The sequence below is a fragment of the Rhodanobacter sp. OK091 genome (genome assembly GCF_900142825.1).
In the GTDB taxonomy this organism is placed as follows: Bacteria; Pseudomonadota; Gammaproteobacteria; order Xanthomonadales; family Rhodanobacteraceae; genus Rhodanobacter.
Map to the genome: position 1 here is coordinate 143,784 of NZ_FRCH01000001.1, position 18,141 is coordinate 161,924.

Here is an 18,141-nt window from a genome sequence, read left to right on the forward strand (position 1 = left end):
CCAGGCGGAGCAGAACTGAAACTCTGAAAAAGGTGTCAGGGATCGACCTTCCAAGGCATTGTCCCCGTTCAAAGGTGTCCGTCAAACCCGGGCCATCTCACCCTGACACCTTTTCTACTAGCAGCAGGGAGCGACAACATTGGCGCGCTTGCCTGCGGCCCGGCACTGCCGAGTGCGGGACCGGGCACTAACAGGGCCATCGCGGCCATGCATCGCTTGTGCATCAGAACACCCAGTAACATGTGCCCGTGCATCACGCCCATCAATCTGATCAATGCCATCCACATTAGCCAAGCGCATCTTCAAACCCCATCCGAAATGTTGCGCACCGCCCCCGAAGTTATCGTCAAGCGCCACAACGATATGATTGGCGCCTTTGCGAAGTGGCAGATCGAACGAGCCGTTCGTCAGTGATAGGCGTCCGTCAGGTTCTTTGCTAGCGCCCTCGATGCCGTATAGATTTTTGTTCGCGAACACAAGCTTGCCGTTTACAAAGACCCAGACTTCCCGCGTCCAGCCAATGTCGACATGCTTGATCTGGGCGTGGTCAGCGTTGATCGTGGTCTTCAACCAAATGCCGATGATGGCGTGCCCGGTCTGTGCATCGCCATACCATCGCGTTAAATTGACCAAGCCACCCGGGTCTAGCGCGATGGGCTTCCACGACGCTGCCTCTTTTGGCACAGACGAATAAACGGGATCGATGCCGGTGTTTTCCTGAAACGTGGCATCCATCCGACTGGGCATGACGAACGGCTTCGAAGCGAGCCAGTGGCGAACGTATCGGAGGTCACTCTTCGCGGGATCGCTGGAAGCCGCTGCAGGCAAGCCATCAACGACATTGGGAGCGATGCTCAGGTGTGCATAGGACGCAGGTCCATGCAATCTGATCGAGCCGTCGGGGAAGCCGCCGACCAGCGTTCCGACCGCCAGCGTTGGCGAACGCGCACCGTTGATGAAAACACTCATGCGCGCGCCGGAGAGCACCAGCTTTACATGATTCCAGCCATCAGGATCAATGGGCGCGTGCGTTTGATACTGCCCGTACAAATCCCATTCGAACAAATGATGCGCTGTAGGCATGTATTGGATACATTCGTCCGAGACAGCACAGTCCGCGCTGGGTCGAAAATACAACGCGTCTGCTTCGTCATCATGCTGGCGAAAGGTGATGCCGGTAATTCGCCCTCCTACAAATTTTGTGTCGAATTCGATCGTGCCATTGCTGAAGTTGGTGTTCTTCAGCTCCGCATAGCCCTTGTTGACGACGAGGACATCCTGCTTGGCCTGATCGTGCTGAAACGACACATCCCCTTTCGTCCGCCATTGCGCAGGTGCCATCGATATCTGGGTTAATTCGAACGCAAGGACGGGCTGTGAGAGCCCGATGATGGAAGCAAAAAATAGCGAGCTCCGTAGCCAATAGAGAACCTTTGCCAAATTTGCGTACTTGGATATCGTAGACACGTGTTCTTCCTTTCGCTTCGCGCGGCATTGGGCAACGCCGTATTGACCATGCCCTGTTCGCTCTACTGAAATGATCCGAAATGGATCACGATGTTTTAAAGCGGCGTCCTATGAGGCCGAAGCCACGTTAAGCAGCCACCGACCCGATAAGGTTTGGATAGAACGTGCGGCGTCCCGGGCAGTCCGATTGAAGACCACCATGATCTATATGCCGGGTACCGCCTGTACTGATCGATCGCTGGCAACTACACCCGCTTGCGCCAACTCATCCAGCCGACCACAACTGCCCATGTCGCCGCGACGAGTGGCGGCACAGCGTGCCCGTATTCGCCGTGGATGATGACGGTCGCGAGGGCGGCACACATGACAACGCAGCCGAGCGCCGCGCCCAACAGGCGACTCCGCGCCCGGAGAAGCAGAATGGCGGCAGTGAGTTCCAGCGATCCGGTCACGAAATGGAACCAGTGCGGGTACCCCCACTTCAGGTATTCCGTGTAGATGGATCCCGGGGCGATGATGTTGCTGAGGGAACCCACGACGAAGAAGGCGGCAAGAGCCAAGGGCAGGATTCGACGCCAGGAGATTTTGGACATTGGTGCGATCTCGGATGATGAGTTTACTGCCGAGGAATCGTGTGACCGCCTGCCTCCGAGCTGGCTGATTTCCGACGAATGCCGCGGCTGGAAAAGGTGACCCACGCGACCACTCCTCACCACAGGAGTAAGGGTGTGCGCTTCAACCAGGTGTCAGTCGCCAGTTGCTCCACCACGAACCGAGCGACATCGGCGCGTGCGATCTTCCCGCCGTTGACGCCGGCGAGGTCAACGACGGCCCTGAGGCTTCCGCGAGCGGGGTCGTCGGTGAGCCTGCCGGGCCGGACGATGACCCAATCGAGTGCGCTGGCGCGAATCGCGTCTTCCTGACGCTGCTTGTCCTTGTAGGCATGGCGAAGCAGCAAGGGCATGAAGATCCGGTCGAATACGAAGCCGCCGTGGCCGCGGCTGTCCCCGACCCCCAGGGCGGAGATGCAGACCAGGCGGCGCACACCGCTGCGCCCCATCGCCAGGACCAGCGCGTTCGTCGCTTCGGTCAGCAAGCTGACCTCGCTGAAAGGGCTAAGGCCCGTCCCCAGCGAGCTGACGACGGCATCGCAGCCCTCCAGGGCGCGCATTAGAGCGCCTACGTCGCGAACATCGCCCTCGACGATGTCTGCTCCCGGGAGATCGGGGGCGCTCGCCTTCGAGCGAACCATCGCCACGACCGAATGGCCCTTCTCCAGGGCGTCGTGAACGATCAGCCGCCCGGTTCCGCCCGTTGCACCCAAAACAAGAACCTTCATATTCGACCTCGACCTTTGTTGGTATGAACGCCGCCATTCACAGGGAAAAGGGCTGTTCCGGCCTCTCTGCCGGAATCGCGACGGAATGCGAATTGCCGGAGTGGATTCCGAAACTCGTACCCCATCGCCGATCCGCGGACTTACGCCGTAGCGGCCTTCTGGGCCGCCGCGAAGACATCACGGGCGGACGTGGTGCCAGGGACATGCTCCGTACCCTCGACCCCGAGAGCCATCCAGCCTGCGTTGACGGCGTCGAACATCGCTTCGGCCGATCCGGTCTGGCCCTTCGGAATGCCGAGCTGCTCGAACGCTTCCGGCCACCCGGCACGCGGGATAGCGAAAGCCTTGACGTCGACCTTCAAGACTTCACCCAACTGTGTCGCCACTTCATCCGCGCTGACCATCGAACCGAGCTCGATGACCCGTTGCCCCGACCACGCCGGCCCGGTCAGAAGCGCTGCGATCTCGGCGCCGACATCGTCGGTCGCGACCATGGCCGATTTCTGATCTGTCGGGTTGTAGTAGACGGGGAGCGTGCCGCCCTGAGCGACATGCAAGCCGTAGAGGAAGTTTTCGAAAAATCCGCCGGCGCGCACATAGGCGATCGGCAACGGCAGGCCGCGAAATCCCTGCTCCAGAAGCGACAGGGCCGTGATCATCCCCAGCCCGCTGGTTCTGTTCGCACCCATGGATGAAAGCGCTACCACCCGCGGCGGAGCTGCCTTGGCCAGCGCACGGACGTAGCTTGCAATCACCGCCTTCGCTTCTTTGTAGTCGGGCGAAGGCGCCCATACCGGTGGCAACATCACAAACGCGCCTTCGACATCTTTAAGCGCCATCTCGATGGCCATCGAATCATTCCAGTCGCCGTCGACCAGCTGCACGCCTTCGTCGGCCCATTTCGCCGCGTTTTCGCGATTCCGCACGAGCGCGCGTACTTCTTTGCCTTGCGCCAACAGATGTTTTGCCGTGGCGCCGCCAACTTTTCCCGTAATTCCCATGACTAAAAACATGAGCGTTCTCCTGATCTGTGAGATTTCTGTATGTAAAGGCCAACTAACAGGCCTGGGGAGGTCTACTATAGAGACCGCCTTCGCGTGTCGTAAGGAGGCAGTTTTTTGTAACCAGCAGATTTCGAGGAATTCCGCATGAGCAACGCATCGAGCGCCATCGAAAGATTCAGCCGATATCCGATGGGCGAGTCCCAGTCCGTCTGCTGCCCCGTGCGCGACGTGCTCGACCGTATCGGCGACAAATGGAGCATGCTCATGATCATGGCTCTCGCGACGCGACCGCACCGCTTCAGCGAGCTTCACCGCGCTGTCCATGACATTTCCAAGCGCATGCTCACCCAGACCTTGCGCGATCTGGAGCGCGATGGACTGATCACCCGCCATGTCTTTCCGACCAAGCCGCCGGGCGTTGAATATCGTCTGGCCCCGCTGGGCCACTCGCTGCTGGACCCGATGGCGGGCCTCATCGATTGGGCGGATCGTTGCTATGGCGACATCCACGCCGCACGCGCCCGCTTCGACGGTACGCATGGTGATGCCCCACGTCAGGCTTTTTCTAATCGATCGTAGGTGCGCCTGACAGCATCAACCGGCAAGGGTGACCCACTCGAACCGGCACGCCGATCAGACGTCCACCAAATCCCGGCAACTCCGGAGGCGATAGGTCGGCCGTAGCGGTGCTAATTTGCCAGGCGCTCGACGACCATATCCAGCAGTACGCGAAGCCTTTTCAAGCCGCGTAGATCGCGGTGATACCCGACCCATGTATCCCGGGATGGCGGCTCTTCACCCAAGTCAACCAGCGCTAGGCTATCAAGGCTGCTAGCCAAGGGAATGGGCAAGACGGCTAGTCCCGCCCCATGTGTGCAAAGTTGTGCCTGCACGTCGCGGTTGTTGCTTCGAAAGGTGACGGTGGCGTTGGGTAGCATTCGTTTCAGCCAGCCGGCATCCGGCATCGCCGAGAATGCCGTGTCCATCGTCACCAGCGTGGAACCGGTCCCGTCACCCGCCTTTGGGTGATCCGCGCCTTTCGCCATGTATAGACCGTAACGTATACGCATGAGCTTTCGGGAGACTACATCGGGCTCGTCAAAGGGTCTGATGCGGAAGGCCATGTCCGCTTCGCGTCGGGACAAGCTGTAGAACCGCGCGTCTGTCAGAAGTTCGATCGTGACATTCGGATTTGCCCGAGCATATTCGGCGAAGACGGGTGTTAGTAGGTGTGTGCCGAACCAGTCTGATGAAGTGATTCGTAACATTCCCTCTAGCCGTTGACCTTGGCCGGCAAGTTGCCGTTGAAATGCGAGCGCCTCCTCCTCGATGCGCTCCGCGTGCACCAGCACGCTGCTTCCCTCGTCGGTAAGCACAAACCCTTCGCTCGTCCGCTGGAAGAGTTTCTGTCCGACTGACTCCTCAAGAACATTGAGACGTCGGCCCATGGTCGGTTGGGTCTGCCCCAACTTACGGGCAGCAGCGCCTAGCGTCCCCTCGCGGGCAATAGCGAGAAAAACTCTTACATCGCTCCACTCCATTCGATAGCTCCTGGTGGTGGCGCTCGGACACTGCTTGTGTCTTCGCCGATAGCGCATGCATTTTTGCATGCACGACGTGCAATCTCTTTGGTTTTCATGCGTACACCACGGGTATAGCTTGAAGCCTCACCTCATCGCCAACTTAGGATTTCGACGTGAATCAAGCTAACTCCATGAAAGCCGCAGTTCTTGAAACTCATGGCGGTCCATTCCGGTACGCAACGGTTGCTCGTCCTGTTCCCGGGCAAGGCCAGGTGCTGGTGCGTATTGCCGCCAGCGGAATAAATCCCCTGGATCTGAAGATTCGCAGCGGCGAAGCCACCCATGCGAAGCAGGCGCTCCCAGCCGTTCTTGGCATTGATCTGGCGGGTGTGGTTGTGTCCGTTGGACCGGGCGTGATCTCTTTTAGCAAGGGCGATGAAGTATTCGGTATGACCGGCGGCGTTGCGGGCGTTCAAGGTTCGCTTGCAGAGTATGCGGCCGTCGATGCGGACCTGCTTGCGATCAAGCCGGGAAATTTCAGCATGCGTGAGGCCGCCGCGCTTCCTCTCGTGTTCATCACTGCATATGAGGGCCTCATAGACCGCGCCAACGTCCGTTCCGGTCAGACCGTGCTGGTGCAAGGCGGCGGCGGTGGAATTGGCCATGTAGCTATTCAGCTTGCCGTGGCGAAAGGCGCGAAGGTCTTTGCCACAGGCTCCGGGAGCCAGTCTGATTTCATCCAGAGTCTCGGTGCAACTCCCATCAACTATCAAACCACCTCGGTCGAGAAATACGTGGCCGAGCACACGGGTGGCAGAGGGTTCGACGTGGTGTACGACACGGTCGGCGGAGCGAGCCTGGATGCGTCATTCAAGGCTGTCGCGCAATTTGGTCACGTGGTGAGTGCGCTTGGTTGGGGCACGCACTCTTTGGCTCCGCTCTCATTCAGGGCCGCAAGCTATTCAGGCGTGTTTACGTTGTTGCCGTTGATCACCGGTGTAGGGAGAGCGCATCACGGAGAAATTCTACGTGAGGCCACGCGTTTGGCCGAATCGGGCGCCCTCCTTCCACAACTGGATTCGCGGCGGTTCGGTCTGCAATCGGTTGCCGACGCGCACGCTCTACTGGCAGGCCGGAAGACACTTGGAAAACTCGTGGTGGATGTCAGCGCGTAGTAGCGCAGTCGAGCACGCGATCTAACGGAGTGGCCTCCGCCGCCCCAACCCATGGTGACTTCGGTCGCCCATTACCAGAGGAAACTACCATGCCTTTTGTTAACGTAAAACTCGTGGACGGCGTCTTCACTAGCGAAGAAAAGCACGCGATGGCGAAAGAGCTCACCGACGTGATGGTGAAGTACGAGGGATCCGAAGCATTCCGGGAGGTCGTGTGGGTGCTGATTGAAGAGCTTCACACCGACGGCTGGCACATCGGTGGCCGCCCATTTGCCGGCCCGAAATCGCTCATGGAGAGCCTCGGAAATTCGAAGAAGGTCTTCGAGATGATCGACGGTGCCCCGGCGAGCCGCGAGGAGTTCGCCGCCATCATGCCCGCTCACACCAAGTAAGTCGTTGCGAGTTACGGCGCCAAGCGCATTGGCTTGGCACCGCGTCGATCGAGCCGTCAGAAGCTTCGAAATTGGCGAAATAGTGTCTTTGAGGAAGCATTCTGACGACTTATTTCCACATGACGTTGACGCTGCGGCAGATGGCCGAACTGCCGACACCGCGCGTCCGCGAGTCGATCGAACAGGCGCTTCGCGCGATCGCCGCATGATGCGGCGACGCCATCTACCCGCCTTCGCCGCGCTTTCTCTCGACAGGCGAACGGCACCAATGTCGCACATGAAGCGAGCACCGGCTTCCATTCGAACCGGAACAGCTGCGGCATCGACACCATGCATCTGAAAGACCTTTTGGCCAGATCAAGGCCGTCGTAGTCTTCACGATGGACGCTGCCGCTCGGAGCGCCGCATCGAACGCATCTGTCATCCGACCCGGCGCGGACTACGCCTTGAAGAAGGCCAGCAGATCCGCGTTGATAACGTCCGGGTTCGTGGCGCACATGCCATGCGGATAGCCATCGTAAAGCTTCAACGTGGAGTTCTTGACCAGTTTTGCGGACAGAACGCCGGCATCCTGGTACGGCACGATCTGGTCGTCGGTGCCATGCATCACCAAGGTTGGCACGTCGATCTTCTTCAAGTCTTCGGTAAAGTCCGTCTCGGAAAAGGCCTTGACGCCCAGGTAGTGCGCCTGGATCGAGCCCATCATGCCCTGCAGCCACCAGTGCTCGCGAATCCCTTCCGAGACCTTGGCGTTGGGCCGGTTGAATCCGTAGAAGGGCATCGTGAGGTCTTTGTAGAACTGCGGACGGTTGGTTGCCACACCGGCGCGGATGCTGTCGAAAACGTCCAGCGGCAGGCCACCGGGATTGGCCGCGGTCTTCAGCATCAGCGGAGGTACCGCGCTGATCAGCACGGCCTTGGCGACACGCTTGGCGCCGTGCCGGGCAATGTAGTGCGCCACTTCGCCTCCCCCGGTGGAGTGGCCGACGTGGATCGCGCGGTGGAGATCCAGATGCTCGGTCACTGCCGCCAAGTCGTCGGCGTAGTGGTCCATGTCGTGGCCGGTGGAGATCTGGCTGGAACGACCGTGGCCGCGGCGATCATGCGCGATCACGCGGTATCCCTGTTGGAGGAAGAACAGCATCTGGCCGTCCCAATCGTCTGCGCTCAGCGGCCAGCCGTGCGAGAAGACGATCGGTTGGGCGGCCTTGTCGCCCCAGTCCTTGTAGAAGATCTCGTTTCCGTCTTTAGTCTTGATCGAGCTCATTGCGTGATTACCTCTCTGGTTTGATGGGTGAGAATCCGCGCCATCGAGCACGGTGGCACGACATGAGCATGATCCTTTGTGTGTTGTCGAAACCCTTGCCGATAACCTCACTGACAGCCTGGAGCCGCGCCGCCGTTGATGAAGAATCGTCGAGACGTGGGGAATGTAGTGGGCGTCCTGCCGGCTTCGATGTTCGATGTCTTCGGGAGGGAGCAGGATCAACCTGTTCAGGTGTCCGAAGAGGCGCTATCCGGCCGCAAAGCCGCGGTAGGGCACCAGTGGCACGATGGAGACCGCCTCTTGCATGCCCAAACCAAACAACGGAAGCCTGCCCAGGGCAGACTTTACGCCGTCTTCGGATTCGACTTCGAGCAAGAGGCATGCACCCCCCACATCGCCACGGTGCCAGATGTGGCGTACGACGCCTTCGCCATAGAGTTTGCGAACGGCGGCGGTTTCGGCTGCGAGCCTCTCGGGGCTGTATTCGGATTCCGGGAATACTTCGCTGCGTCGGCGGGTTATCACGATGTACTGCATTTGATTGCTCCTGGTGTGTTGCCTCGATGGCAAGTCGAGCTTCGAACGCACCTGCCACGTTGACTACGCATGTCGGCTATCGCAGGTAGAACGCAGGCAAGCCTCAGGATTCGAACGAGGTTGCGGTGGCCAACTCGCGCCACGCCGCCATGTCGGCTCTTACTTTCGCGATCTTTTCATCAATCCTGGCAAAGGCATCGGCGCCCAGCGGCAGCCGCAATGGAGGGGCCTCGGATTCCGCCGCCTGGATGATCACCTGCACAGCCTTCGCCGGATCGCCGGGCTGGCTACCATCGCGGCTTCCGACGTTCGCGCGTGTCATGCCGGCGGTCGACGCGTAGTCCTCGATCACGCGCTCGGCTTTGGACATGGATTGCGACGACAGGAATTCGGTGCGGAAGTAGCCGGGCTCGACGATCATCACGCGAATGCCGAAAGGCTTCACCTCCAGGGCAAGCGCTTCGGACATGCCTTCGACCGCAAACTTGGTCGCGTTGTAGATCCCGAACCCGGCCGAACCCGCCATGCCGCCAACCGACGAGAAGTTGATGATCAGGCCGGAACGCTGCTCTCTGAGGGAGGGTAGAACTGCTTGGATGACGTTCAGCGTTCCAAACACATTCGTTGCGAACACATGTCGCGCTTCATCCGGTGAAACCTCCTCGACCGCTCCGACCATGCCGAAACCGGCATTGTTGACCACGACATCGATTGGCCCGACGGTCTCGATGATATCGAGGACGACTGCATGCACATCTTCCGGGTTCGTCACGTCGAGCTTGAATACGGTCAGATTGGGGTGGCGAAGATCGCTGAGGCCGTTGCGTGTCGTGCCAGACACACAATGTCCATTCTTCAGAAGCTCTTCCGACAATTGTTTCCCGAAGCCTCTGGAAATTCCGGTTACCATCCAATGGGACATGGTTTAGTTCCTCGGCAATGATCTAGTGCGACAATCCTAGGATTGCCCACACGCACCGTCCAATTAACTTTTACCGGCTCTGTGATTAGATAAATTTATGAGCCCGATCGACATCAAGCACCTTCGCTATTTTGTCGGCGTCGCCGACGAATTGCATTTCGGACGCGCGGCAGCAAAGCTCATGGTGACGCAGCCAGCGTTAAGCCAGCAGATCGCGGCGCTGGAAGCCATTCTGGGTGTGCAGCTTCTGATCCGTGATCGCAGAGGCGTCGTACTGACGGCCGCAGGAGAGGTCTTTCGAGGACAAGCGATCGAGGTCTTGGCCCAGATGGAAACGATGGTGGAGGTCACGCGCCGCACCGCGTTTCAAAACGAACAGCGGATCGCGATCGCCATGGTCGAATACACCGACCTGCCCTTTATCGTGCCGGCGTTGACGCAACTGCAGAAGCTCTATCCCAACCTCAAGATCAGCCGCAAGGAAATGGTATCAACGCAGCAAATCAAGGCCCTCATCGCCCATCAGATCGACATTGGCATAGGCGTGCTGTTGGCGAATGAAAATCAGGCGGCGAAGATTTCGACTCGATTTGTCATCGACGGACGATGGCTATTGGCCGTGCCGAGCATGCATCGGCTGGCTCAGGCCAAGGTTATTCATCTCACCGATCTCGTAGACGAAAACCTGATCATCTTTTCCCGCAATGTTAACGAGCCGCTCTACGATGCTGTTCTCGCGAGCTTTCAAGGCGCCAAGATTGAGCCAAACTTCGTTTACGAGACCACTCAAGCGCAGATCGGGCTGCGCATCGTCAAGGATAGTGGCGGGCTGATGCTCGGCGCCGATTACGTGTTGAGAGAGAGGCACGATGGCATCGTCTATGTCCCGATCGAAGGGCTCCCGGATTTGAAAGTGCATATCTTTTGGCGGGAGCAGGAAAGCTCCGGTCTCGTCCTGGACTTCGTGGAGTTTCTGGCCGAGGCGGCGCTGCAAGAGTGAAGTCACACGGCGCTTCGCCTGTGATGTATTCAGGGCTCGCCGACAGCGAGGTGACATCAGCAACGCTGAAGCAGGTCGAAGGCGGTCGGCAAGTCAAGGATGTGTGCCGCGAGCTGGGCATTTCTGACGCCACGTACTACGTCGAAGAATCGAAGAATGGTGTCAGGGACCATTCGGGCGACTTGGTAGACGATCAAAATTTGTCCCTGACACCTTTTCCCCTGCTGGCTAGCCTCTCCGAGCTGACCATTGCTCGCATAGCGAGAGCTCAGCCTCACCCGTTCTTCGGGCAACAACCGTGTCCGCGTCAGCACGTCCTTGTGCCGCTGCCCCGACTCCCCAAGACCTCCCTTGACCGAACAGCCCGCCGGCGAACGGCTTAACTACTGCGTTGTAACCCGCGTCAGGCGAGTGATATAGGGCAAAGACCACCGAGCCTTCCCAGGGATACCAGCCAGTCACACCGAAGGGCACCGTGCCTGCATACCCGATATATCCCGGAACGCCACCGGGGTGGACCGGTTCTAGTTCATAGCAACCGTTTGGTCGCTCTCCGGCCGTCGTCGGGCCATAGGCATCGTCCAACCTTTCCACCGTCCGGCGGTCTAGCGCTTGAGCAAAGAGCACGACATGGCCACGTACCACGACGTTTGGGCTCGTCGCAGATGCACACAAGCCGCGGCAAATGAGTATCTCGTATGTCCCCGGAATCGGCGGTTCGGATAGCTGCACCGCTTCAGTACGACTCGTCCCGGCCGACCCCAGGATTCCGAGCGCGAGCGCAAGAAGACGCATCCACGGTCGACTTGTTAGGTCATTTGCGACAACTTTCATATGTGGCACCCCTCAGCCAACTTTGACCACGGACGCCTTGCCCCGGTCGATGACGTTCGCCACGTTGCAGATCTGCATGGCATCCTGGATTGATTGCTTCTCTACTGACGTGTCGAGCAGTAGCCGCTCGCATCGAGCTGATTTCGGTACGATCCCTGGGTGGTCCACTGCATTAATGACCGAACTCCAGATATCGATGACTCATCGCCAATCGGCAGACGGAAGCGCTTGAGCTTCCATCTCTCTACGGCGGCGTCCGCAACATGACTATCTGATTGGAGTCATACAAGGTCGCTACCAAAGTATGTCCATCCGGGAGAAAGGTCAGTTCGCGTGGAAACCCCGGCGCCTTGACAACCAGTTGCTTAAGGGGAGCGCTCGCATCGACATTCGCCAGCCCGACTATTTCGCCATCGCTACCCTGACCGAAGCGCGCTGACAAGGCCACCCACACCTGCTTGTCATCCGGGCGTACCGCGACCCCAACCGGACTGGTGCCGATGGCGTAACGCATCGACTTCGGATGCTTGTTGCCGGCGAGCCATTCACGAGCATCAATATCAAACAGAGCATTCTCACCGCGTGCGCTTACCCATAATTGGCTTCCGTCTGGCGATACCGCAACCCGAACCGGGTTACAGCCGGCGGCCAGCGCGGCGATCGGCACACGACGTGGATCAGTGATTGCCTTGGCGATATCAATGCGTAACAGCAGACCGAAGGGATGCTTGCGAGAGCTGCCCTGCTCGTCTGCACAGGAACTCGGCATGCTTTCCGGGCCACGCTGGCTGGTGGCGTAGAGCCACTTTCCATCCGGCGACAAAGCTAGGCCAACTGGACTGGCCACTACCGCAACGCTTCCAACCAGCTGGCCCATCACAGATGCGGGGGTCTCGCTCTGCCCCAGATCGAACACGTCGATGCGCGCCTTGTTTTCATCGCTGACGAAGACATGCCGATTGTCAGGAGCTATGGCCGCATAAACTGCACCGGCACCCGAACCATCGTCGAGTTCACCGAGCACGGCACCTTCGGCATCCTGTTCAAGCTTTGCCACACTCAGCACGCTGGTGGACCGCCCACCTGTCACCACCAACAAACGACCATCGGGAGACAACGCTTCGCCAAAGGCGTAATGCGGAAGCGCCACAACATGATCAACCACGAATACGCCATCATGATTCCTCATGGCCACCACTGCCCCGTGTTTGGCCTGCTCAACTGAAACGAATAACCAGCAGTTGTCAGCAGTAGGCAGAGCGGAAAAAGGGTGCCCTGGCATCGCCGTCGTCATGTCCCGCGTGGGGGCAGCGCACTCCGCCGCCTCGACGTTGAAAGCGAGCGCCAGAATTAGAAGACATAGCACGCGAACTAAAAGAATCATCCCTCTCTCCATAGCCTAAATGGGCCTGCGAATGCTCGCGAGCTTAGCCTTAAAAATGGGCAGGCTGTTCAATGGACTGAGAGATGGGCAGTATCGCCCCAGGGGGCGACGCAGAGGCAAGTGACGATGCTACGGCGCAAGCCGAGGCGAGTCAGATCCCGATAAGCCGGTGGAGATTCTGCGAAACCCGACCTTGCCACCCTACCGAGTCCCACCGCACCCCTCATCCAAGTCTGCGAACGTACGAGGAGCTGGATTTCGACAGGCAGGCTACGAGGGGCCGAGCGCTTTCGTCGTTTACGCTCCAACCTATCCTTGGCTCAGCGATGGCCTGAGCTGGAGCATGCCACCGGAACCCGCTCTTCGATCCTGGTTCGACATGTCTCAGCTATACGATCCGCTCCCTTTCCTGCGAAGCAAGAGAGGAAGCGGATCCAGCGAGCCGAGACTCAACGCTGATCAGCCCGCCTGGAGAGGGAGCATTCCGCCGCCTACGGCTTATCAGCGAACAAGCTCAAATCCACCGCATTGGCCATGGCCCGATAGCCCGCACTGTTGGGATGCAGGTGATCGCCACTGTCATAGGCGGCAAGCATTTTTTCCGGCGCAGCCGGATCGCGGACCGCCTTGTCGAAATCCATCACGCCATCGAACGCGCCGGGGCTGCGGATCCATGCATTCACCTGCTGGCGAGTCTTCTCGCCGGCCACGCTGTGATACGGCCAGCCGCTGCCGCCGTAAGGCGTCAGAGTGGCACCGTAAACCTTCACGTGCCTGGCGTGCGCGCGAGCGATCAATGTTTTCATGCCGTCGATCAGCTGCTGGGCTACGACCTTGTCCTTCAATTCCCAGGCGTAGCCCGAACCACCGATGTCATTGATGCCTTCCAGCAACACGATCCAGCGCACGCCGGGCTTGTCCAGCGCATCGCGATCGAAGCGTGCCGGCGCGCTGGGGCCGTAGTCGTCGTGCAGGATGCGATTGCCGCCAATGCCGGCGTTCGCGACCCCGATCGACTTGAGTTTCGCATCGGCCTGCAGGCGCGCGGCAAGGTAATCCGGCCAGCGCTCGTTCGCATTCTCCTTGGAGCCCACGCCGTCGGTGATGGAGTCGCCAAAGGCAACGAGCGTGTGCTTGGTCGCAGGGCCGGCTACTTCCACGTCGGTGAGGAAGAAGCGGTTGCCGCTGACCTCGTCTCGCGGGTACTGCACGGCGGCAGTGGCGTCGCCGGTTTCGGTGATGTAGGCGGTGGCAAGGGCGGCGTTGTGGATGGTCGATGCGTGGTATCGCGCGTCGGCCGGCACGTAGATGCTCACTGCGAGCTTCTGCAACGCCTTCACGTCCATCGTCACCGGGTCGCTCAGCACGCTTTCGCCCTTGGTGATGGTCACGATGGGCTTGCCGTTGAACAGCAGTGCGTGATCGCTGCCCGGCACCGCATCCGCTTCCTCGGCGCCAAGCGCCACATGCACCGGGCCCAGCGTGATGGGCACACTGCCGAACAGATTGGAAAGACGGACACGTACCTCCGAACCGCCCACGCTCGTGCGTACGATCTGCCGCACGGTTTGCGCATTCAAGGCGGGGCCGGCAATATCCGGCGTCGCCGTCCATGTATCCACCCATGCATGACGATCCGCGCCGGTGGCGGTCATCGCGCAAGTCGCGACTATGCAAACCGATCCGGCGAACATCCATTTCAATACCCGTTGACGCATGCCGCTTCTCCCATGTGGTCTTTGCCGCGGAACGTATAGCAAAAATCCCATTAACTTAATCGGGATCGGTGATTACAAAATTTATCAGGCAAGCGATGCCCGTAGCGTGGGCAACCATCGGAGACAGGCTTTGTTGAAGGTACCAATTTTCATAATCTCCACTGGCATTCTTCGCAATGCCAATCATGATGGATCGAACGGTAGAGTGATTTTTGTGGGACGTCCTCGAATTGACGCCTGAAGTTGGCATGCACGCATGTCCCGCCACCTTTATCGACAGAAAGTAGCAGGGCCCAACGGGAGTGAACTTCATGCTGGAGTGGATGAGAGCCGCGTTGCTACTTGTTCTGCTGACCATGGCAGGCGCCGCTGCGGCACAGCACATCAGCCCTACACCGCCCATGGGCTGGAACAGCTGGGATGCTTACGGATTAACCATCAGTGAGCCCGACTTCAAGGCCAACGCGGTGGAGCTCGCCAAGCTGCGCGCCTATGGCTGGACCTACGCGGTGATCGATCAAGGCTGGTACATGAGCAATCCGTTCGGCGACAAACTGCAAACCCGCGGCTACACGCTGGATGCGAACGGCCTACTGATTCCGGCAATCCATCGGTTCCCCTCTTCCGCCGATGGACAAGGTTTCAAGCCGTTGGCCGATTGGGTGCATGCGCAAGGACTGAAGTTCGGCATCCACATCGTGAGGGGCATTCCGAAGCAGGCCGTGGCGGCCGATCTGCCGATCGCCGGCTCCGGGTTTCGCGCAAAGGACGCTGCCGACACGGCGGAGACCTGCCCTTGGGACGACAGCAACTACGGAGTGCGAGATACACCGGCCGGACAAGCTTATTACGATGCCATGCTGGCGTTATACGCAGCCTGGGGGGTGGACTTCCTCAAAGTCGACTGCATTGCCGACCATCCCTACAGGATCAGCGAGATCCGCCAGATCGCCGAAGCCATCAAGAAGACCGGACGACCGATCGTGCTGAGCCTATCGCCCGGTCCTACTCAGCTTTCGCATGCCACGGAGATCCGCCGATTCGGGCAGATGTGGCGCATCTCCAACGATATGTGGGATGGCTGGTCATTCGTCCATGAGCATCGTGATGACGACTTCCCCATGGGCATACGCGACGTCTTCGATCGCCTGCCGCCATGGGCCGGTCAGGCCCGCGATGGCCACTGGCCCGATGCCGACATGCTGCCGTTCGGCATGCTGGCGCCCCACCCGGGCCTGGGTGTGGCACGCCGATCGCGCTTGACCGTGGATGAGGAGCGCACGTTACTAAGCCTGCTCGCCATGGCCCGCTCGCCGCTTATCCTGGGCGCCAATCTGACGAAGCTGGACGAGACCACACGCCGACTGATCACCAACAAGGATGTCATCGCGGTCAATCAGCATAGCCACGACAACCACCCGGTCGTCCATTTGCCAAAAGGATTCGATCACGCGCGCGTCTGGGTAGCCTCCGGCAGCAGCGACGAGCGCTACCTGGCTATATTCAATCTGGATGACAAACCAGTTTCGCTGAAGGCGTCGTGGGACGGACTGGGGTTAGGCTCCGGCATGTACAGCGCCCGCGATCTATGGAGCGGCCACCCGTTTGACGCGTCCAGTCGTCTCGAGATCGACTTGCCCATGCACGGATGCGCGCTATTTGCAGTGCGGCGAATCCACTGATGTCGTCGCAGCGCGCGGTTGGTCGACAAGGATTGAGCGAGCTCTAAACCGTCCAGCTACTCAAAGCGGGGGGCGTCGGATGTGCAATGGGCCGACAAGGCGGTGTTGAAAAACGATTCGCACGGTCACTACGCCCTGGGCTTCGCTTGCCAGTATGGTGACGGCAAACCGGTGGATCCGGCGCAGGCGTGGCGTGTGCTACCGCCGGATACGGAGGGCGCACATGACGTGCTGTGCTGCTCTGGCGCATCAGGCGGAGCGTTCATGGTCCGAACGGCTATTTCTGATCGATGGCGACGACCGCAACCGACTTGGCCGGCAGGTCGAAAGTCAACCTCCCGCGCTCGCTTCGCCCCGAATAGGCGACCGGGTGGATCGTGTCCGGCGCAGCGAAATTATTGTGGGTATCCATCTTCGGCCCGGTCAGGATCTGGCCGCTCGCCGTGCCGGTCAGCCCGGTCACGACCTGCGCGGCGCGATCGGGATCGAGATTGACCAGCGCGAGGTAGAGCTTGCCGTCGGTGCTGCGCGCGGCCGCAGCATCGACCATCGGCAGGTCGTACTTGCCCTCCACATACTGGGGGCCGCTGATCGTTGCCGGGTAAGGCGTTGCGCCCTGGAACGGCACGTACATGTGGAAGACGTGATAGGTGGGCGTCAGCAACATCTTGTCGCCATCGGTCAGCACCATGGCTTGCAACACGTTGACCATTTGCGCGATCGCCGCGAGCTTCACCCGGTCGGTATGGCGGAAGAAAATGTCGAGGGTCAGCGCCGCCACTTCGGCATCGCGCAGCGTGTTCTGCTGGTAGAGGAAACCGGGATGGCTACCGGGTTCCTGGTCGTACCAGGTACCCCATTCGTCGACGTAGAGCGCGACCTTCTTGTCGGGATCATATTTGTCCATGATCGCCGAATGCTTGACGATCAGCGTGTTCATGTAACGCGCCTTGCTGAGCGTTGCCGCCCACTCGTTCTCGCTGAAGCCGGTGGCCGATCCCTTGTGCTGCCAGGAGGGGCCCGGGATGGTGTAATAGTGCAGGCTGATGGCGCCCATCTGTTTGGCCGCATCGCGCATCATCGTGTCGGTCCAGGCGTAGTCCGCGTCGCTAGGCCCCGAGGCGACCTTGACGAAGGCGGGAGCGCCCGGCGCCGGATTGACAAACGTGGCGTAACGATTGAACAGGTCGGCGGCGTAGTCGGCTTTCATGCTGCCGCCGCAGCCCCATAATTCGTTGCCGAAGCCGACATACTTCAGGTTGCTCCACGGCTTGTCGCGGCCGTTGGCGCGCCGCTCCTGCGCGAGCGCGGAATCGCCGCTGGCGGTCATGTACTGCACCCATTGCCGTCCATCATAGGCCGGCAGCGAGCCCAGGTTGAGCGAGACATAGGCTGCCGCGCCCAGCGCTTCGGTGTAGTCCATGAACTCGTTTGTGCCGAAGCTGTTGTCGTCGGTGACGCCACCCCAGTTGGTGTTGATCCCCTTGGGCCGCCTGGCGGCAGGACCGATACCGTCGCGCCAGTCGTAGGTGTCGGCGAAGCAGCCGCCGGGCCAGCGGATCGCCGGTACGCGGAGCGCCTTCAGCGCACTCATCACGTCGGTTCGATAACCGTTCCGGTTCGGAACCGACGAATGAGGGCCGACCCAGATGCCGTCATAGATGCCGCGGCCGAGATTTTCCGCGAATTGTCCCTCGACCGCGGGCTCGATGACCGAGCCGGGGTGGGCCAGGTCGATGGTCAGCGTGACGTGGGCCGGGGCGATCTGCGCGATCGCCGGTGTCGACAGGACCATGGCTGCAACAGCGGCAACAAGCGTTCGTTTCATTCTTTGATTCCTGGCTTGAGTAGAAACAGGCAGCGATTGCAGACAGGAGTCCGCCGGCCTTTGATCGGC

The 18,141-nt window shown here is 59.9% G+C and carries 16 protein-coding genes and 1 pseudogene; 6 read left to right on the plus strand and 11 right to left on the minus strand.

Annotated elements, in window-relative coordinates; translation table 11 throughout:
* Nucleotides 1–117: 117 nt before the first annotated feature.
* The 4 genes from BUA26_RS00785 to BUA26_RS00800 all read right to left on the minus strand — a co-directional run bounded on the left by BUA26_RS00785 (nt 118) and on the right by BUA26_RS00800 (nt 3,819).
* Nucleotides 118–1,467: a 3-keto-alpha-glucoside-1,2-lyase-like domain-containing protein gene (locus tag BUA26_RS00785; RefSeq protein ID WP_143154130.1), complete on the minus strand. Its 1,350-nt coding sequence runs from the start codon at nt 1,465–1,467 to the stop codon at nt 118–120.
* 245 nt (nt 1,468–1,712) lie between these two features.
* A complete protein-coding gene (locus BUA26_RS00790; RefSeq protein ID WP_072757046.1) occupies nt 1,713–2,060 on the minus strand; it encodes a DoxX family protein in 348 nt (115 codons plus the stop codon).
* Between the two features lie 116 nt (nt 2,061–2,176).
* Complete coding sequence (locus BUA26_RS00795; protein ID WP_072757047.1) at nt 2,177–2,806, minus strand: NAD(P)-dependent oxidoreductase; 630 nt, start codon at nt 2,804–2,806, stop codon at nt 2,177–2,179.
* A gap of 140 nt (nt 2,807–2,946) precedes the next feature.
* Nucleotides 2,947–3,819 (minus strand): NmrA family NAD(P)-binding protein, encoded by an 873-nt coding sequence (locus BUA26_RS00800; protein WP_072757048.1) that lies wholly within the window; start codon nt 3,817–3,819, stop codon nt 2,947–2,949.
* A 180-nt stretch (nt 3,820–3,999) separates the two neighbouring features.
* On the opposite strand from BUA26_RS00800, the gene BUA26_RS00805 reads away from it, so the two are divergent.
* The gene (locus tag BUA26_RS00805) at nt 4,000–4,389 is read left to right on the plus strand and encodes a winged helix-turn-helix transcriptional regulator (RefSeq protein WP_343124221.1); all 390 of its coding nucleotides are present in this window, start codon (nt 4,000–4,002) and stop codon (nt 4,387–4,389) included.
* A 110-nt stretch (nt 4,390–4,499) separates the two neighbouring features.
* On the opposite strand, the gene BUA26_RS00810 is transcribed toward BUA26_RS00805, so the two are convergent.
* Nucleotides 4,500–5,351 carry a LysR family transcriptional regulator gene (locus tag BUA26_RS00810; RefSeq protein ID WP_072757050.1) on the minus strand — a complete coding sequence of 284 codons (852 nt, stop codon included), beginning with the start codon at nt 5,349–5,351 and terminating at the stop codon, nt 4,500–4,502.
* A 155-nt stretch (nt 5,352–5,506) separates the two neighbouring features.
* On the opposite strand from BUA26_RS00810, the gene BUA26_RS00815 reads away from it, so the two are divergent.
* Both BUA26_RS00815 and BUA26_RS00820 read left to right on the plus strand, forming a co-directional pair.
* Nucleotides 5,507–6,508, plus strand: a complete 1,002-nt coding sequence (locus BUA26_RS00815; RefSeq protein ID WP_072757051.1) for a zinc-dependent alcohol dehydrogenase family protein — start codon at nt 5,507–5,509, stop codon at nt 6,506–6,508.
* A gap of 89 nt (nt 6,509–6,597) precedes the next feature.
* Nucleotides 6,598–6,900 (plus strand): tautomerase family protein, encoded by a 303-nt coding sequence (locus tag BUA26_RS00820; RefSeq protein ID WP_072757052.1) that lies wholly within the window; start codon nt 6,598–6,600, stop codon nt 6,898–6,900.
* Between the two features lie 439 nt (nt 6,901–7,339).
* Here BUA26_RS00820 and BUA26_RS00825 read toward each other — a convergent pair whose 3' ends face one another.
* From BUA26_RS00825 to BUA26_RS00835, 3 genes are all read right to left on the minus strand, one after another.
* Nucleotides 7,340–8,167 carry an alpha/beta fold hydrolase gene (locus tag BUA26_RS00825; RefSeq protein WP_072757053.1) on the minus strand — a complete coding sequence of 276 codons (828 nt, stop codon included), beginning with the start codon at nt 8,165–8,167 and terminating at the stop codon, nt 7,340–7,342.
* Between the two features lie 246 nt (nt 8,168–8,413).
* On the minus strand, nt 8,414–8,704 hold the full coding sequence (locus BUA26_RS00830; protein ID WP_072757054.1) for a muconolactone Delta-isomerase family protein: 291 nt from the start codon (nt 8,702–8,704) through the stop codon (nt 8,414–8,416).
* A 103-nt stretch (nt 8,705–8,807) separates the two neighbouring features.
* Entirely contained in the window at nt 8,808–9,626 is an 819-nt protein-coding gene (locus BUA26_RS00835) for an oxidoreductase (RefSeq protein ID WP_072757055.1), read from the minus strand.
* Nucleotides 9,627–9,723: 97 nt separating this feature from the next.
* Here BUA26_RS00835 and BUA26_RS00840 point away from each other — a divergent pair, with 97 nt between their 5' ends.
* Both BUA26_RS00840 and BUA26_RS19955 read left to right on the plus strand, forming a co-directional pair.
* A complete protein-coding gene (locus BUA26_RS00840) occupies nt 9,724–10,626 on the plus strand; it encodes a LysR family transcriptional regulator (RefSeq protein WP_072757056.1) in 903 nt (300 codons plus the stop codon).
* Between the two features lie 23 nt (nt 10,627–10,649).
* Nucleotides 10,650–10,787, plus strand: a pseudogene (locus BUA26_RS19955) (transposase); the annotation flags it as partial.
* 917 nt (nt 10,788–11,704) lie between these two features.
* Here the strand turns inward: BUA26_RS19955 and BUA26_RS00850 are convergent.
* Together BUA26_RS00850 and BUA26_RS00855 are read right to left on the minus strand one after the other, a co-directional pair.
* Entirely contained in the window at nt 11,705–12,844 is a 1,140-nt protein-coding gene (locus tag BUA26_RS00850; protein WP_178368509.1) for a YncE family protein, read from the minus strand.
* A 491-nt stretch (nt 12,845–13,335) separates the two neighbouring features.
* Complete coding sequence (locus BUA26_RS00855) at nt 13,336–14,562, minus strand: SGNH/GDSL hydrolase family protein (RefSeq protein ID WP_072757059.1); 1,227 nt, start codon at nt 14,560–14,562, stop codon at nt 13,336–13,338.
* A gap of 311 nt (nt 14,563–14,873) precedes the next feature.
* Between BUA26_RS00855 and BUA26_RS00860 the strand changes: the two genes are divergently transcribed.
* On the plus strand, nt 14,874–16,244 hold the full coding sequence (locus BUA26_RS00860) for a glycoside hydrolase family 27 protein (protein ID WP_218587763.1): 1,371 nt from the start codon (nt 14,874–14,876) through the stop codon (nt 16,242–16,244).
* Between the two features lie 277 nt (nt 16,245–16,521).
* Here the strand turns inward: BUA26_RS00860 and BUA26_RS00865 are convergent, their stop codons facing one another.
* A complete protein-coding gene (locus tag BUA26_RS00865; protein WP_072757061.1) occupies nt 16,522–18,072 on the minus strand; it encodes an alpha-N-arabinofuranosidase in 1,551 nt (516 codons plus the stop codon).
* Between the last annotated feature and the right edge of the window lie 69 nt (nt 18,073–18,141).

What these genes read in the sequence shown, in the direction of transcription:
- BUA26_RS00840 (WP_072757056.1), top strand. Translation starts at nt 9,724, where the DNA reads ATGAGCCCGATCGACATCAAGCACCTTCGCTATTTTGTCGGCGTCGCC.
- BUA26_RS00835 (WP_072757055.1), bottom strand. Translation starts at nt 9,626, where the DNA reads ATGTCCCATTGGATGGTAACCGGAATTTCCAGAGGCTTCGGGAAACAA.
- BUA26_RS00805 (WP_343124221.1), top strand. Translation starts at nt 4,000, where the DNA reads ATGGGCGAGTCCCAGTCCGTCTGCTGCCCCGTGCGCGACGTGCTCGAC.
- BUA26_RS00800 (WP_072757048.1), bottom strand. Translation starts at nt 3,819, where the DNA reads ATGTTTTTAGTCATGGGAATTACGGGAAAAGTTGGCGGCGCCACGGCA.
- BUA26_RS00820 (WP_072757052.1), top strand. Translation starts at nt 6,598, where the DNA reads ATGCCTTTTGTTAACGTAAAACTCGTGGACGGCGTCTTCACTAGCGAA.
- BUA26_RS00810 (WP_072757050.1), bottom strand. Translation starts at nt 5,351, where the DNA reads ATGGAGTGGAGCGATGTAAGAGTTTTTCTCGCTATTGCCCGCGAGGGG.
- BUA26_RS00790 (WP_072757046.1), bottom strand. Translation starts at nt 2,060, where the DNA reads ATGTCCAAAATCTCCTGGCGTCGAATCCTGCCCTTGGCTCTTGCCGCC.
- BUA26_RS00825 (WP_072757053.1), bottom strand. Translation starts at nt 8,167, where the DNA reads ATGAGCTCGATCAAGACTAAAGACGGAAACGAGATCTTCTACAAGGAC.
- BUA26_RS00860 (WP_218587763.1), top strand. Translation starts at nt 14,874, where the DNA reads ATGCTGGAGTGGATGAGAGCCGCGTTGCTACTTGTTCTGCTGACCATG.
- BUA26_RS00865 (WP_072757061.1), bottom strand. Translation starts at nt 18,072, where the DNA reads ATGAAACGAACGCTTGTTGCCGCTGTTGCAGCCATGGTCCTGTCGACA.
- BUA26_RS00795 (WP_072757047.1), bottom strand. Translation starts at nt 2,806, where the DNA reads ATGAAGGTTCTTGTTTTGGGTGCAACGGGCGGAACCGGGCGGCTGATC.
- BUA26_RS00850 (WP_178368509.1), bottom strand. Translation starts at nt 12,844, where the DNA reads ATGATTCTTTTAGTTCGCGTGCTATGTCTTCTAATTCTGGCGCTCGCT.
- BUA26_RS00855 (WP_072757059.1), bottom strand. Translation starts at nt 14,562, where the DNA reads ATGCGTCAACGGGTATTGAAATGGATGTTCGCCGGATCGGTTTGCATA.
- BUA26_RS00830 (WP_072757054.1), bottom strand. Translation starts at nt 8,704, where the DNA reads ATGCAGTACATCGTGATAACCCGCCGACGCAGCGAAGTATTCCCGGAA.